The 14,906-nt window shown below is 46.0% G+C and carries 14 protein-coding genes; 2 read left to right on the forward strand and 12 right to left on the reverse strand.

Features of this window, described 5'->3' with window-relative positions:
* Positions 1-57: 57 nt before the first annotated feature.
* The 3 genes from GLV98_RS09450 to GLV98_RS09460 are packed head-to-tail and all read right to left on the reverse strand — an operon-like array spanning position 58 to position 4,533.
* Positions 58-960 carry a vanadium-dependent haloperoxidase gene (locus GLV98_RS09450; RefSeq protein WP_160914374.1) on the reverse strand — a complete coding sequence of 301 codons (903 nt, stop codon included), beginning with the start codon at positions 958-960 and terminating at the stop codon, positions 58-60.
* Positions 961-1,015: 55 nt separating this feature from the next.
* On the reverse strand, positions 1,016-2,809 hold the full coding sequence (locus GLV98_RS09455) for an ABC transporter ATP-binding protein (RefSeq protein ID WP_160914543.1): 1,794 nt from the start codon (positions 2,807-2,809) through the stop codon (positions 1,016-1,018).
* A 20-nt stretch (positions 2,810-2,829) separates the two neighbouring features.
* The gene (locus tag GLV98_RS09460) at positions 2,830-4,533 is read right to left on the reverse strand and encodes an ABC transporter ATP-binding protein (protein ID WP_160914376.1); all 1,704 of its coding nucleotides are present in this window, start codon (positions 4,531-4,533) and stop codon (positions 2,830-2,832) included.
* 348 nt (positions 4,534-4,881) lie between these two features.
* Between GLV98_RS09460 and GLV98_RS09465 the strand changes: the two genes are divergently transcribed.
* The gene (locus tag GLV98_RS09465) at positions 4,882-5,079 is read left to right on the forward strand and encodes a hypothetical protein (protein WP_089654887.1); all 198 of its coding nucleotides are present in this window, start codon (positions 4,882-4,884) and stop codon (positions 5,077-5,079) included.
* 16 nt (positions 5,080-5,095) lie between these two features.
* The gene (locus GLV98_RS09470) at positions 5,096-5,455 is read left to right on the forward strand and encodes a winged helix-turn-helix transcriptional regulator (RefSeq protein WP_160914379.1); all 360 of its coding nucleotides are present in this window, start codon (positions 5,096-5,098) and stop codon (positions 5,453-5,455) included.
* 50 nt (positions 5,456-5,505) lie between these two features.
* On the opposite strand, the gene GLV98_RS09475 is transcribed toward GLV98_RS09470, so the two are convergent.
* From GLV98_RS09475 to GLV98_RS09515, 9 genes are all read right to left on the reverse strand, one after another.
* The gene (locus GLV98_RS09475; protein ID WP_160914381.1) at positions 5,506-6,492 is read right to left on the reverse strand and encodes a Gfo/Idh/MocA family protein; all 987 of its coding nucleotides are present in this window, start codon (positions 6,490-6,492) and stop codon (positions 5,506-5,508) included.
* A gap of 73 nt (positions 6,493-6,565) precedes the next feature.
* Positions 6,566-7,261: an SGNH/GDSL hydrolase family protein gene (locus tag GLV98_RS09480; RefSeq protein WP_160914383.1), complete on the reverse strand. Its 696-nt coding sequence runs from the start codon at positions 7,259-7,261 to the stop codon at positions 6,566-6,568.
* A gap of 66 nt (positions 7,262-7,327) precedes the next feature.
* Positions 7,328-8,110 (reverse strand): CAP domain-containing protein, encoded by a 783-nt coding sequence (locus GLV98_RS09485; RefSeq protein WP_337193734.1) that lies wholly within the window; start codon positions 8,108-8,110, stop codon positions 7,328-7,330.
* 666 nt (positions 8,111-8,776) lie between these two features.
* Complete coding sequence (locus GLV98_RS09490) at positions 8,777-8,983, reverse strand: hypothetical protein (protein WP_160914387.1); 207 nt, start codon at positions 8,981-8,983, stop codon at positions 8,777-8,779.
* Positions 8,984-9,060: 77 nt separating this feature from the next.
* On the reverse strand, positions 9,061-10,500 hold the full coding sequence (locus GLV98_RS09495; RefSeq protein WP_160914389.1) for an aldehyde dehydrogenase family protein: 1,440 nt from the start codon (positions 10,498-10,500) through the stop codon (positions 9,061-9,063).
* Positions 10,497-11,561: a homoserine dehydrogenase gene (locus GLV98_RS09500; RefSeq protein ID WP_160914391.1), complete on the reverse strand. Its 1,065-nt coding sequence runs from the start codon at positions 11,559-11,561 to the stop codon at positions 10,497-10,499. The genes GLV98_RS09495 and GLV98_RS09500 overlap by 4 nt, the downstream gene beginning before the upstream one ends.
* Positions 11,558-12,754, reverse strand: a complete 1,197-nt coding sequence (locus GLV98_RS09505; RefSeq protein WP_160914393.1) for an amidohydrolase — start codon at positions 12,752-12,754, stop codon at positions 11,558-11,560. The genes GLV98_RS09500 and GLV98_RS09505 overlap by 4 nt, the downstream gene beginning before the upstream one ends.
* 11 nt (positions 12,755-12,765) lie before the next feature.
* Positions 12,766-13,959: a cystathionine gamma-synthase family protein gene (locus tag GLV98_RS09510; RefSeq protein WP_160914395.1), complete on the reverse strand. Its 1,194-nt coding sequence runs from the start codon at positions 13,957-13,959 to the stop codon at positions 12,766-12,768.
* Positions 13,940-14,881: a cyclodeaminase gene (locus GLV98_RS09515; protein WP_337193735.1), complete on the reverse strand. Its 942-nt coding sequence runs from the start codon at positions 14,879-14,881 to the stop codon at positions 13,940-13,942. Before GLV98_RS09515 ends, GLV98_RS09510 begins: the two co-directional genes overlap by 20 nt.
* Positions 14,882-14,906: the final 25 nt, after the last annotated feature.

Here is a 14,906-nt window from a genome sequence, read left to right on the forward strand (position 1 = left end):
ATAGTCCTGCCATTGTAAAGAATAAAAAGAACCACACCTGGGGCGTGGTTCTTTTGGTTAATAGAATATTTTTGGGTCGATCCAATCCGTATAAGGAGAAGATTCTTCATGATCCGTGGAGTCCAGGAGCAAGGAACCGCATTTTTGGTCAAATCGAAAAGGTATGGCCTGCCTATAGTCGGAAGGATAGATATCTGCGTTTCGAAATTCTGTAAAGGGGCGATCAAGCGGGCGGCCATCGATATTGTCTTTCTTCAACTCTTCTACAACGATGCGGCCGATTTGTCTCCCAAGGCGGAGCCCCTCGTCATTATCCACAGGATAGTGTACGCCGGCATAAAGTCTTGAGCGGGCGTCCTCTTCAGCCAACTCCCTCAGCTTCCTTCTTTCGGAAGGGAAGAAATAACTGAGGATGACTTCTGCAGCTCCGGAAATCGTTGCGTGGCCGGATGGGTAGGATGGGTGCTTCGGTGTACAGATGACGGTGCGTAATTGAGGGTCCAACTGGTTGGGACGCGGGACCAGCCACCGGTATTTCAATGACCAGCATACGACGAATGCATCATTCATGCCGCTGAAAACGGCTCCTAACATACGAGCGGCCCTTGGAGCTTCCACACCATAAGTATCAATCAGACGGTCAACAATGGGTACCCATTGTTTTGAGGCTGGCCCCTCTCCCCAGTACACAGCAATTTTTCTTTGGTCGGTTGTCAAATTGGCTAGGGTTTCTTTGACTACCTTCAGTTCTCTATGCCAGTCAATGGTCTTTGGATCTTTGATGGCTAATCGTATCGGGCTTCCATCCAACTTATTAAACCCGTGCCTCCGGCTGTGTTCAATAAAATAGGTTTTCCATTTCCCTGCTTCAAACTCCACCCCTTCGTTCGTTGATGGTGGGCGGCTTTCACCGGCATAAGGCAAATCGGTCCAGTAAGGATACGGTTGATTTAGTGACATGGTCACCCCTCCCTTTCCCTCATCTTATGCGGGAGGATGGGCGGAGGTGTGAGACTTATCCGTATCCTCTTTCGGTACGCTCTGATGTCTGAGCTCGAATAAGAGCTGCATACTCTCCCCCTTGCTCCATGAGCGTCCGGTGGTTTCCTTTTTCAACGATCTTCCCGCCCTGGAGTACTAGAATCACATCGGCTGAGCGTATGGTATGCAGGCGGTGTGCAATGACAAAACTCGTCCGGCCTTTCATTAGGTTCGTAAGACCGGCATTGATTTTCATTTCTGTGACCGTATCGATGCTGCTTGTCGCTTCATCTAAAATAAGCAACGATGGATCTGCAATCATGGCTCGTGCAATAGATAACAATTGTCGTTGTCCATGACTTACCCCTTTTCCATCTGAATCAAGAACCGTTTCATATCCGCCTGGCAGCTGGGTGATGAAATCGTGAGCCATAGCAGACCTGGCCGCTTGTTCAACCTCAGCATCTGTAGCATCCAATCGTCCATAACGAATGTTTTCCCGTATGGTCGTGTTAAACATGGTGGCATCCTGGAGAACGACCCCCATCCGGCTCCTCAAACTGTCTCTTTTCACGCTTTTCAGGTCTACACCGTCCAACAAAATCTGACCGGAGTCCGGATCATAGAATCGTGACAGTAAAGATATAATGGTCGTTTTCCCCGCACCTGTAGGACCGACCAGCGCCACCGTTTGACCAGATTTCGCTTCAAAGGTGATGTCCGAAAGCGTCTGCTGTTCATCTTCATAAGAGAAATCAACATGCTGAAATTGGATATCCCCTTGGATTTCTCCCACCTCACCTGCATTCTTTTCATCCAGTCGTTCTTCTTTTTCGTCAATGACCTGAAAAACCCGGTCTGCGCCAGCTACGGCTGAGAGAATCATGTTGAATTGGTTGGCCAGGTCGTTCAAAGGTCGTGTGAATTGGCGGGAATAGGTTGTAAACGTGACGATAATACCGATTGATATTGAGCCATTAAGAGCAAGCAGCCCACCTGCTCCGACAATAATGGCAAAGCTTACATTATTCAACATGTTCATCAGTTTTGGAATAAACCCTGTGTACACTTGCGCATAGTAGCCTGACTCTCTTAACGCTTTATTTTTTCCTCTGAACTCATCTATGACATCTTCCTCTTTGGAAAACATTTTTATAATGGGCTGCCCAGAAAACATTTCCTCTACATAGCCATTCACTTCACCAAGGTCCTTTTGTTGCTTTTTAAAATAGGGACCGGTTCGGTTTGTGATCCATTTCATTCCAAAGTACATGACAGGAATAATGGTCAATGTCAGCAATGTGAGCATGGGACTTAACCAGAGCATGATGATTACTGTACCGATGATCGTCAATAAACTTGTAAAAAATTGAACGACTGCCGTATTTAAAGTCCGACTTACGTTTTCAATATCGTTCGTAAGCCTGCTCATCAACTCCCCCTGCTGCATTTTTTGAAAAAAGAGAACAGGCAGCAGTTGGACATGTGAAAACAGATGCGATCTCATGGATTGGACTGCATTTTGAGCAATTCCGATCATCCAATAATTCTGCAGCCAAAGAAAAAGCGAATGAAACAAGTAAACAAGGAGCAAGCCAGCCAGCATGGTGAGAAGGGTATCTGATTCAGGACTTTCTATGACTATGTCGACTGTCAACCCCAGAAGATAAGGACCCAGTAAGGATAAAGCGGAGCTGATCAGGATGGCAGCTAACACGATGATAAATCTTACTCTTTCCTTCACCATATAACGCCATATCCTTCGGAGCGTACCTCCGACATTTTCAACTTTCGGGGGTTTTGAACCAACCCCATGAGGATGACCCATTCTAGGTTTAGTACCTCCACTCACGATGTCACCCCCTCTTGTTGAGATTGATGAATTTCGGCATAATACTCATTTTGCTGAAGCAGTTCGTCATGCGTACCCTGAGCAATGATTTCTCCCTGATGAAGAATGAGAATGAGGTCCGCCTTCTGGATTGAACTTACCTTTTGAGCAACGAGAAACACGGTAGATGGTTGTTCCTCCAGCGTTCGTAGAAGTCTTTTCTCCGTATGAGCATCCAGTGCACTCGTACTATCGTCCAGAATCAAAATCCGCGGCTTCCTCACAAGGGCACGAGCTATGGAAAGACGCTGTTTCTGTCCGCCAGAGAAGACAATTCCTTTCTGTCCGATTTGCGTATCATAACCGTCTGGCAGGTCCCTGATAAAGTCGTGAATTTGCGCCTGTTTGGCCGCCACCTCAATCTCTTTACGTGTCGCATCCTTCTTGCCCCAGGCAATGTTTTCTCTCACTGTACCTGAAAACAAATGAACCTCTTGAGGGACCAGGCTGATTTGTCTTCTTATATTTTTCACATCAAGATTTTCAATTTCTACTTCATCCAAAAAGAGTTGACCCGCATTTTTTTCATACAATCGGGGTATTAAATGAAGCAAGGAGGTCTTTCCGGCCCCTGTTTCCCCAATAATACCGATAGTGGATCCAGGCACTGCACGGAAGTTCAGGTTCTTAAGCACGTTGTAACCTGCTCTTTCAAGAGAAACGTTTTGGAAACGGACCGCACCGCCTAATTCTTTCCCTTTACCTGAGGCACCCTCATCTGTGGTTTGATGCAGCACGTCCGCAATCCTTTCCGCCGAGGCCTGCCCTCTTGAGATGACCATGATCAGGAATGTAAAAACAGAAAAAGTAAATAAAATTCTTGTCGCGTAGTTAATAATGGCGACCAGTTCACCCGCTTCCACACCTGCACTGCTAAGTATTTGTGCGCCAACCAAAAGGAGGACAAGGATGATGATGTTCATCCCGAACATGACGACTGGCATAGCCACTTCCATGAGCCACAGCGCTTTTTTATTCTGAAGAACCAATGATTCATTCGCCTGTTGAAATCTCTCCTCTTCATGTTCTTTTCTATTAAAACCTTTAATCAAACGAATCCCAGCTATATTTTCTCTAATAATCGTATTGAGTCCATCAAGCTTATGCTGAACTTTCTTAAACCACTTAATCCCTTTTGTAAGAAGGAAGAATAAAAACAATAAAAATACAGGAACACTACCGAGTAGAAGGAGAGCAAGTTCCACATCAATGGTAAAAGCCATCACTAATGCAAAAATGATAAAAAGTGGTGCCCTGAGACCAATCCTTACAAACATGAATAGTAAGTTTTGAATTTGAATCACATCATTGGTGATTCTTGTGACCAAGCTTGGAGTGGAGATGTTTTGGAAATGACGATCCGAAAACTTCTGAACTTTTGAAAATAAATCTTTTCTCAGGTCATAACCGACCCCCTGACTCAGGTCGGCAGCAAAGAAAGAATTCGTCACACCTGCGGTAAAGGCAAGTAATGACAACCCTAAAAGCACCCCACCCCATAACAGAACAGCGTTAAAGTCTTGAGCAATGATTCCATCATCTATGATTTTAGCCATGAGGATGGGCTGAGCCAGTTCAACCAATAATTCTATGAACATAAGAAAAAGAGCAATCGATGCAGACTTTTTATAAGGAAAGGTGTAAGAAAAAATTGCACGCATACAAAATCCTCCAAACGTGTGTCAGTCTAAAGACCCGTTGTACAAATAGAAATATATTCATTAATAAAAAAGATGATGTTGATGCATAGTTTGAGAATCAGGAACCTTTCTGTTATACAAAAATACCAAGACCAGCTATTTCAGTATAACTTTTGTATAACACTCATCCTTCTACCAATGTGCGCCACTGAGCCAAAACCACGGACTTAATTGTTGATTATTTACACAAGTTTACGTCATAATAGGCAATGTAACACGCACAAATATGTAAGTACTTGTGACACATTTAAAAAGCAAATAGAATTATATTAATAGTGTTTTTCCGAACAAACAGGAAGGTGATCCTTTTTGGACAACATAAAACCGATTTTTCCCGTTACTGAAGAATTATTAGAACTCGTTGACTTATTAAACCAAGTCTCGGAATCGGAAGAAGAAAAAGTCATCCCTCAGACCATGACTGTCTTGAACAAAGTCTATGCCCAGGGAGTATTGGAAGGCTACGAAAAAGCCATGCAAAAACAAGGACAAACCACAAAAAAATAACGTGAGGTGAAAGCAGATGAAGGAAGATGGGATCGGCCTTGATGTCACTCTTGAAGTCGTGTGCGGAAAGTGGAAAGGGTTAATTCTTTGGAAGCTTATCCACGAGAATCATCTGCGGTTCAATGCACTGCGTCGGTCCCTTGATGGAAACATCTCTTCCAGAATCCTTGCCCGAGAACTGAAGAAGCTCATCCAGGACGGTTTAGTCGAACGTATCGATTATGAAACCGTGCCTCCCAGAGTGGAGTATCGAGTAACGCCTTACGGGCGAACAACGGCCTCATTCTTAGAGAAAATGAACGAATGGGGCATCTACCATAAGCAAAGGGCAGGCCAACAAGACAGCCTCATAGACGTATCGAATCAACTAAAATAACAATAGAAAAAAAGAGGCATTCGCAAGTGAGTGCCTCTTTTTGCAGGACCCTAAGAGCGGTCGTTAGGATAAACCAGGCCGATTTGCCGGCGGGCTTCCTCCATGACTTTCGCTGTAATCAGCGTATGCTCCAACGAATTATTCTCCGACCGATCTTTTTCCTTCTCCACCAGACTGATGAATTCAGCCGCTTCATAATACATAGGTGAAAACTCATCTTCGAAAGAAAGCTCTTCCACAGATCCATCTCTATACATAATTTTTATATCTTTCGGTTCAGAAATATTCGGAATGAGCATCGTGCCTTTTTCTCCTTGAATCTCAGATGGAGCATGGGAATCAACGATTTTGGAGTGCATCACCACTCCTTCCATTCCATCATACGCTGCGACCACACAGCCTTGCCCGTCCACACCAGACTCCAAAAACATAGCATTAGCCTGGACATGATTAGGGGCACCGAATAGGACAACCATCGGATAAATGCCATAAATACCAAGGTCCATCAAAGAACCGTTCGACAGTTCCGGTTTGAAAGCATTCAGGACCTCTCCTCTTTTATATGCATCATAACGGGATGAATACTTGCTGAAGTTCCCGACAAAGCGTCGCACATTCCCGACTTTATGTAGATGTTCCTGAATACTTAGGAAGCCTGGCATAAGTGTAGACTTTACAGCTTCCATTAAGAGCACGCCTTCTTCTTTGGCTACCTCTATCATAGAAGCGATCTCCTGCTGATTGGAAGCCATCGGTTTTTCACATAAAACATGCGTCCCTTGCTTCATGACGATTTTCGCCTGCTCCGCATGAAAAGCGTTAGGACTTGCAATATAAACGGCATCCACATTTGAACTTGCCGCCATCTCTTCTATATCCGTGTATGTTTCAGGTGCACCGTGTTTGGATGCAAATGCAGCTGCTTTCTCTTCTGTACGAGAATACACCCCCTGCAGTGTAAATTGAGGATGCTGCTTAGCTGCTTCTATAAATTTTTCAGTAATGGTATTGGTTCCTATAATTCCAAATCTGACCATGTAAGTCACCTCCAAAATAACCGTATCCCCATTATACATGAACATGGAAGAAACACCCACAGCAGAAGCTTGCCTAATCTATGTGTTTCAAGGCGATCTTAGCCAGTACCTGTTGGCCTTTTTCCGTTGGATGAACATCCCCTTTAATAATGTACTCAGGGTGTCCATGATAGGCCTTATAGGCATCGACAAGCGTCACGGAAGCAAAGTGCTTCAGCAGCTTGATTAAGGAAGCATACTGCTGGTTAATATAAGCGAGCGGCGTGTTCAACTGGTCACCGGCAGCAGGGTAAGGATTGTATATGTTGTAAACGAGGATCTTCCCGTTCGTTAATTCGTCAATTTCAAGAATGGTCGAATAAACATTATAAATGAGATCTCGAATAACCGGAGCGGCCTCCTCCATTTTTAATCCATCCAGTCCCCCATTCTTTTTGACAACATTCAATAAGTCGTTGCCACCAATATACACAATGACAAAATCGGCGTTTTTAAGACTTTTTCTGAAAGTATCGTTGGATCGAACGGCTGTTAGCAATTCGGCCGATGTCAGCCCAGGAATACTTAAATTGGTCACTTCCATATCTTTTTTCATTCCAATCAAAGAAGGGAACGACCCTTTTGGAGGGTTTTTATTTTCTCCATCCAAATTATAACCAAATGGAATGGAATCCCCGATGGCGACCAATCTTTCTTCTTTAAAAGCTGCTAGGTCAGAAGGTGCCAGAATGACAGTGAACACCATGACCAGGATCCATATATTCTTCATTCTCTACCCCTGCCTTGATTTGTATGTAAAACATGACGCCTGATACTAACCAAGCGTCATTTTCATTTATTTTGCAATGAACATTTGCACCCAGTAATTGCCGTCTTTTGCATAACCGACGCCAATGTGCGTGACATTTTTGTTCATAATGTTTTTACGGTGACCTGAACTATTTAACCAACCATCAACAACCGATTGCGGAGACTGCTGCCCAGCAGCAATGTTCTCAGCTGCTGTTGAGTAATCGACCCCAAATTCCTTCAGCATATCAAAAGGGCTTCCGTAGGTCGGAGACGTATGGGAGAAATAATCATTCTTCGCCATATCTTCCGATTTCGTTTGAGCCACTTCTTCTACATCGTTGCTATTCTTTAGTGGTTTCAGACCATTTTTCTCACGAGCTTTGTTCGTTAAATCAATCACCTGTTGCTGAAAATCCCCACTTGCCTCATCACTCTCTCGTGCAGTATTATCACGATTTTGTTCAGGTTGATTCGGGGATTGTCTTTGTGCTGGATCTCCACCTTGTGGATCTTGTGTGTAACGGCCATCGTGGTCAAAAAAGTATGGACCTTGCATGGAACCATTCGTTCCATTTGGGTTTATGCCTTCAAAAGGAATGTTGGCATCAAAACGGTTTTGTTCAAAACGATTTTGGCCATCTCTTCCCGGGTCCATCTCCCGCGGTTCATTCCCGTCCCCCTGCATTCCCTGGTCTTCGGGACCAAAACTAACTTGATTTAAATTGTTACGCTGACTTTCACGTGCGCGTTCTTCTGATGTATTACAAGCAGCTAGCATGGCAATCATCATGAGCGCTGCGAATAAAATAAACCACTTTTTCTTCATCATGCATCCTCCTCAGGATTAATCTTCACGTTTACTATTTGCATGACAGCAAACAATATCCCTGAGAAGAAGTACCATTTCAGCACACCAATTCCTCTTTATTCGATAAACGCTCCCTATCGTGTAAAATTAAGTTCCGAGATGTTTGTAAAGTGTATGGGGCTGCGGGGAATGGCTCGCTTTCCGCGGGAGCGCGGTGAGCCTCCTCGAGCTCCGCTCTGCGGGGTCTCACCAAGCACTCTTTTCCCGCAGGAGTCTCGCCATTTCCCTCCGCCCCTTTGCATATCAGTGTCTCGAAACCACTACCACAAATAACAGAGCTTCCAATATTACGTTTAGATACCAAAGAGTGTACATTTTCTATGGAAAGCCTGCTACAGAGCGCTTTATCAACCTAGGACAGGATAATGGAAGACACTCTTCCTGGGTTCGTTTTTCACACTGATCGAATGGGGTTGTTGGGAAGCTGCGAGACTCCCGCGGGAATGGATTGGCTGGCAAGACCCCGCAGTGCGAAGTCACGAGGAGGCTTGCCGTCATCCCCGCAGGAAAGCGAGTAGCTTCCCAACAACCCCTGACGCCCAACAACGGCAACGAACCCCGAATATACTCAAATAAAAAAACCTGAACGGTTCCTTTTATGGAAGTCCAGGTTTTTGGGGGATGCTATTTTGTATGGCAATCGGGGCAGCAGTGTTTGCAGCCGTTGACATCGTCGTAAGTATTTCTGGCAACTTCGAGTGCTGCTGCGCAGTCCTCGTGACCACCTAATTCCAATAAATTCTGCTCGAAGGGCATAAAATCACAGCCTTCGACATGCACTTCGTGTTCGCCACCTGTCTGCTGGTTCTGGTTCACATAAAATTGTGCCATTCCAATACCTCCTTTTGTGGAGGCATTCCCCTACCAGATGAATGACAAACACAAAACGGCGGGCTGAGCCGGCTTTTCTAGTCATCAAGATGGAAACATACGACTTTTTGTTCAGTCATGGATTCAACACTAAAACGTACTCCCTCACGACCGATGCCCGATCCTTTCGTCCCTCCGAACGGCATTTCATCAATTCGATAATCGCTGCTGTCGTTGATCATAATTCCACCTACGTCCATTTTCCTTATGGCTTTAAAAGCTTGATTGATGTCGTTTGTGAAAATTCCTGCATGCAGTCCATAATTGACGGCATTGGATTTTTCAATAGCTTCCTCTAAATCAGCAACAGGGTTTACAATGACTACAGGTCCAAAGATCTCTTCCACCATCACTTTCGCATCTGAAGGTACATGGGTCAGAATCGTTGGTGAATAGTAGGCTCCGTCGCGGACCCCTCCCGTTTCTATTTGGGCTCCCTTTTCCAACGCTTCCTCGACCCATTCGGACACACGGACCGCTTCTTTTTCATTAATCATCGGACCTACATCCGTTCTTTCATCCATTTTATTCCCGACTTTCAGTGCTGCAGTCGCTTCCACCAGAAGATCAATGAAATCGGAATAAAGATCTTCGCTTACAAAAATCCTCTGAACGCCAATACAATTTTGCCCCGCCGCCGAAAAAGCACCCGAACAGCAAGCATGAACAGCCTTGGAGAGATCTGCGTCATTAAGGACAATGACTGGCGAGTTCGATCCCAGTTCCATGCTGATTTTTTTCGTTCCTGCCTTTCTCGTGATCGCTTCCCCGGCATCGGGTCCTCCCGTAAAGGAAATCATTTTGATGGCCGGATGTGTAACCAGCGGATCTCCGACTTCCTTTCCCGGCCCAGTGACTACGGATAGATAACCATCAGGAAGTCCAGCTTCCACAAAGGCTTCCGCCAGCTTCAATGCACTGAGAGGCGTGGCAGAAGCTGGTTTGACGACAATCGCGTTCCCTGCAGCAATGGCTGGCCCTATTTTATGTGCGACTAAATTGAGCGGGTCATTAAAAGGAGTGATGGCTCCTACGACTCCCACAGGAAAACGTTGATAATACCCGACCCTTTTTTCGCTGCCCGGATTTTGATCGAAGTTGATGGTCTCTCCTTTCATCCGTCTGGCTTCCTCTGCGCTGATCCGGATGGTTTGAATGGCCCGTGAGACCTCTGAACGAGCTTCCGTAATCGTCTTACTGCCTTCACTTGCGATGATCGCAGCAAAAGCTTCTTGATCCTCCTCCATATAATCAGCAACTTTGTTTAATACGCGGATCCTTTCATGTGTGGGAATAGGATCCCTCATTTGAAAAATACGATCGGCGGTTTCAATGGCTTCCATCATTTCTTCTTTAGTGGCAGAGGGGACAGTGGCCACCACTTCATTGTCATGAGGGTTGGTTACATCAAAACTTCTGAAGCCTTCCCGCCATTCTCCCCCGATCAGCATTTTATAACTCTTCACCTTCGTCGTCATGAGTGGCTCCCTCCTCCGATTTTGGTTCCCTGCTTCTGTTTGTGACAATGGATCAAGTCGATCAATAGAGAAAATCCCGTTTCCTTCAACCCTGCCCCTGCTCCTGTGAGCATGATCGGCCCGGACAGATCACATTCATAGACGATTGCATTGGTTGCACCACTCACACGTGCTAATAGATCATCCTCTTTAATACGCTCCGGGCGGACCGTCGCCTTCACATTTCCGTTGTTTTGAGAGATACGTGCAAGCAGCTTCCATTTTTCGCCGGCCTTTTCAGCTTCTTTGATATCTTCTACGGATAAACCAGTAATTCCGGCACAGAAAATTTCATCAGGGTCGAGATGAACGCCATATACATGATTGGATAGAATTGCAGCTTTATACCTGACATCATAGGCTTCAAGATCACTCGTCGGATCTGCCTCTGCATAACCGAGGGCTTGGGCTTTTTCCAACGCTTGTTTCAAAGTCATTCCACTTTCCATAGCTGTAAGAATATAATTGGTCGTACCATTCAATATTCCTCTCATTTCTTTAATTTCATTGCCAGCTAAGGTTTCTAAAGGCAGCCTTAAAGCCGGCGTACCACTCATGACCGTTCCTTCGAATCCGAAAAACACGCCATGGTGATCCGCTTTTTCGGTTAATTCTTGATAGGCGAGGGCAACAGGGCCCTTGTTTGTCGTTATGACACTTTTTCCTGTTTCAAAAGCACGATGGCAGTGTGTGAGTGCAGGCTCGCCTGTTTTGACATCGGTGTAGGTGACTTCTATGACGACATCCGCCTGTGATTTCTCTATCGTTTCTATACTGTTCCACCCTTTGATCGTCTGACTGGATGACGGATAGGATTCTACAGAGCCCGTTCGTTTTACACACTCTAATAACTCTGCAATATTCAAACCACCCGGATGGAAAATAGAGCCTTTCATGACGTCCGATATGGCCACAATCTCCACATCAAGTCCGTAATTTTGCTGAAGTTCCTGATGTTTTTCCTCCAAAATTTCCGCAAACGACTGACCTACGCCTCCAAATCCGATCATGGCTATTTTCATATTGAATGGACTCCTCCTCGCTTAAGTAATAAGTATGCACTCTCCAAAAGCACCCTTACACCAATCGGCAAGGATCGTTCATCGATATCAAAATCCGATTGATGGAGACTCCGTTCCTTTTCCAGAGCGCAGCCAAGGAAAAACATCGCCCCGGGTATTTTTCTAGTGAAATGACTGAAGTCTTCGCTCCCCATCCCAAAGGGCTCTTCATACATGTTCAATCCGCATGCCGCTTCCTTTATGATCCGGTTAATAACAGGATCGTTGATCAAAGAGGGTTCACCGCGATGGATGCGAAGTGAATATTCCCCGCCGAGCGCTGTGACGATATTGGCCACCTGATGGATTTCCTTGTATAACTCATCTCTTACATCATCTTTATAAGATCTGATGGTCCCTTTCATGTCTACAGTGCTTGGAATGACATTGTTGGCCTCCCCGGCATGTACCTGCCCGACACTAATGGTCCCGACATCCAGAGGGTTTACTTTTCGACCATTCAGGCTGTATAACGCTTGCAATACATAAGTCGCCATCCAGATCGGGTCTTTTACATGCTGGGGATATCCCGCATGGCCGCCGCTCCCTTGAATTTTCAAATGAAACTCGTCATTGTTTGCCATGCTCGGACCGTCATTCCATTGGATACCGCCGGATTTCCTCCATGGGCACATGTGCAGGGATAGAACGGCGTCCAGACCATCCAGCTTTCCGGACTCCAGCATTTTCATCGCTCCCGTTTTCCCTGCTGCATCACAACTTTCTTCTGCTGGTTGAAATATCAGTTTCATTGTTCCATGAAAACGTCCAGCTTTTGTGTCTTCCGCCAATAACCTTGCGATCCCTAGCAAGATGGCCATATGTGCATCATGCCCACACGCGTGCATCACACCCGGATGTTGGGAAGCCCAGGGGGCATCCGTCGTTTCGGTGACGGGGAGGGCGTCCATATCTGCACGGATCCCAATGACAGGACCCTCTCCCCGGCTGACGGTAGCGATAATCCCATAGCCTCCGATATTCTTTTCGATTTCAAACGTGTGGAAGCTTTCTAATATTTCTCCCACCTTCTCACTCGTTCGCTTTTCCTGAAAACTGAGTTCAGGGAAGCGGTGAAAATCCCTCCGCCACCCCACTAAATCATTCAAAATCTGGTCTGAACGCAAGGCAAGATCCGACTTTTCGGTCTTCACATCTTCCCTCCTCACTTTTTCACATAAGTGTGTAACGATTGGAAAGCCTGTGAAAGGTCATTTTTCAAGTCCTCGATATCTTCAATGCCAGCGGAGTAACGGATCAAACCTTCTGGAATGCCCATGGCTGCACGCTCTGCAGGGGTGCATTCCACATGACTCGTCGTTCTCGAAGGTCCAACAACGGTTTCCACTGAACCTAAGTTGGCAGCACGGTTGGCGAATTGCAGCTTCGGTAAAAGGTCGCGGACAGTAGCTACTCCGCCTTTTACAGCAAAGCTGAGCATCCCGCCATACCCGTTCATTTGTTGTTTTGCAATTTGATGGTTCGGGTGAGAAGGAAGACCCGGATAAAAAACTCCTTCTACGAGGTCGAAGGTTTTCAAGTGTTCCGCAATCGCTGCGGCATTTTTGTTTTGCTGTTCCACTCGAAGCTTCAGTGTCTTCATGCCTCTTAATAGTAAATAAGCGGCCATTGGATCAAGAGTCGCCCCGTTAATTTCTCTATAGTGATAAATCGCTTCGACTAAGCTCTTTCTGCCACATACAGCTCCACCTAAAGCATCGGCATGACCACCTAAAAACTTCGTCGCACTATGAACGACAAGGTCCGCCCCAAGATCCAGCGGGTTTTGATTGACTGGCGTGGCGAACGTATTATCAACTACAACCGTCGCCCCTACCGCCTTGCCGGCAGCAGCCATCCGCTTGATGTCGGTGATTTTCACCGTCGGGTTTGTCGGGCTTTCCAAATAAAGCACCTTGCATCCCTTAGCCACTTCAGCTTCCAATGCCTCATGATCCCCTGTTTCACACAGGACGACTTCCACTTGCTGTTTAGGGAGAAATTCTGTGAAAATCTTATTCGTTCCTCCGTACGTATCCTTAATCGATACCACCCGGTCTCCAGGGAAAAGCAGTGTACCGAGGGTATTACTGATCGCCGCCATCCCTGTTGAAAAACTAGTGGCCGCTTCTGCATTCTCTAAAATACGGATTTTCTCTTCAAAAGCCTGAACGGTTGGATTTGTATTTCGTCCATAAATGTGACCCGGTTTATTTCCGACGGCTACTTCATACCATTCATCCATGTCGTCATAACCAAAGGATACACTGTGAACGACAGGCACTTGCGTCGCTCCGAAAGCGAGTTGTTCTTTCTCACCGGCCCATATTGATTTGGTGCTAAACTTCGCGTCTTTCATCCTTAACGCCCTCCCAAGCTAATAGTCGATGGTACACATGCCTTGCAATCGCTGTATCTTGGACACCTGTTCCTGTTAAATCACAAATCGTAATTTCATCATCTGATTGTCGGAAAGAACGCCTTCTACTTGTCACTTCTCCAAGTTCTATCGCACGTTCCTGCTGCTCCGGTGACGAACGCAACTCTCCCAAACGGACGGACTGATCTTTCACATCACAGACCATGACGTGCGCTTTCTCAATGACAGAGGCATCCAATTCTTGCTTGTGCTCTGCATCTGAGCCCATAGCCGTGATGTGAAGCCCCGGCCTCACCCAGTCACCATAGATCAACGGTTCTTTGGACGGTGTCGTCGTTACTACAAGATCGCTTTTTCGCACGACTTGCTCAGCTGAATCACATACCGTCAGATGAAGACCTGTTTTCTGTTCCATCTCTTGTTTAAACTGAACGGCTTTTTCACCATTTCTTCCATAAACGAACACTTGCTCAATCGGACGAACCAGCATAAGTGCTTGCAGCTGAAGACGAGCTTGAGCCCCTGTCCCAAGGATGCCTGCCATCCGACTGTTTTCCCTGCTGCCGTATTTTGCAGCCACAGCTCCGGCGGCTGCCGTCCTTAAATCTGTCAGTCGCCCTTCATCAGCCAACACCGCGAGTGGCTCTCCTGTACGACTATTGATCAGAATCATCAACCCGTTCGCGCTCGGAAGGCCTAGGTCTGGGTTATTGAAAAATCCAGAAGACAGCTTCACCGCAAAACTGTCTTCGCCTTTGATATAGGCGGATTTGATATCCACTTCGCCATTATGATCCGGCACATCCACACGCATGATCGGTGGCATCGTCGTTTCTTTTTCCACCAGCGAGGTGAAGGCTGCTTCGATTTTTCCCACAAGGTCGGTATCAAGACGAATCACTTTTTCAATGTCTTTCCGTTCAAAG

This window comes from Halobacillus litoralis (genome assembly GCF_009856415.1).
Lineage (GTDB): Bacteria > Bacillota > Bacilli > Bacillales > Halobacillaceae > Halobacillus > Halobacillus litoralis_C.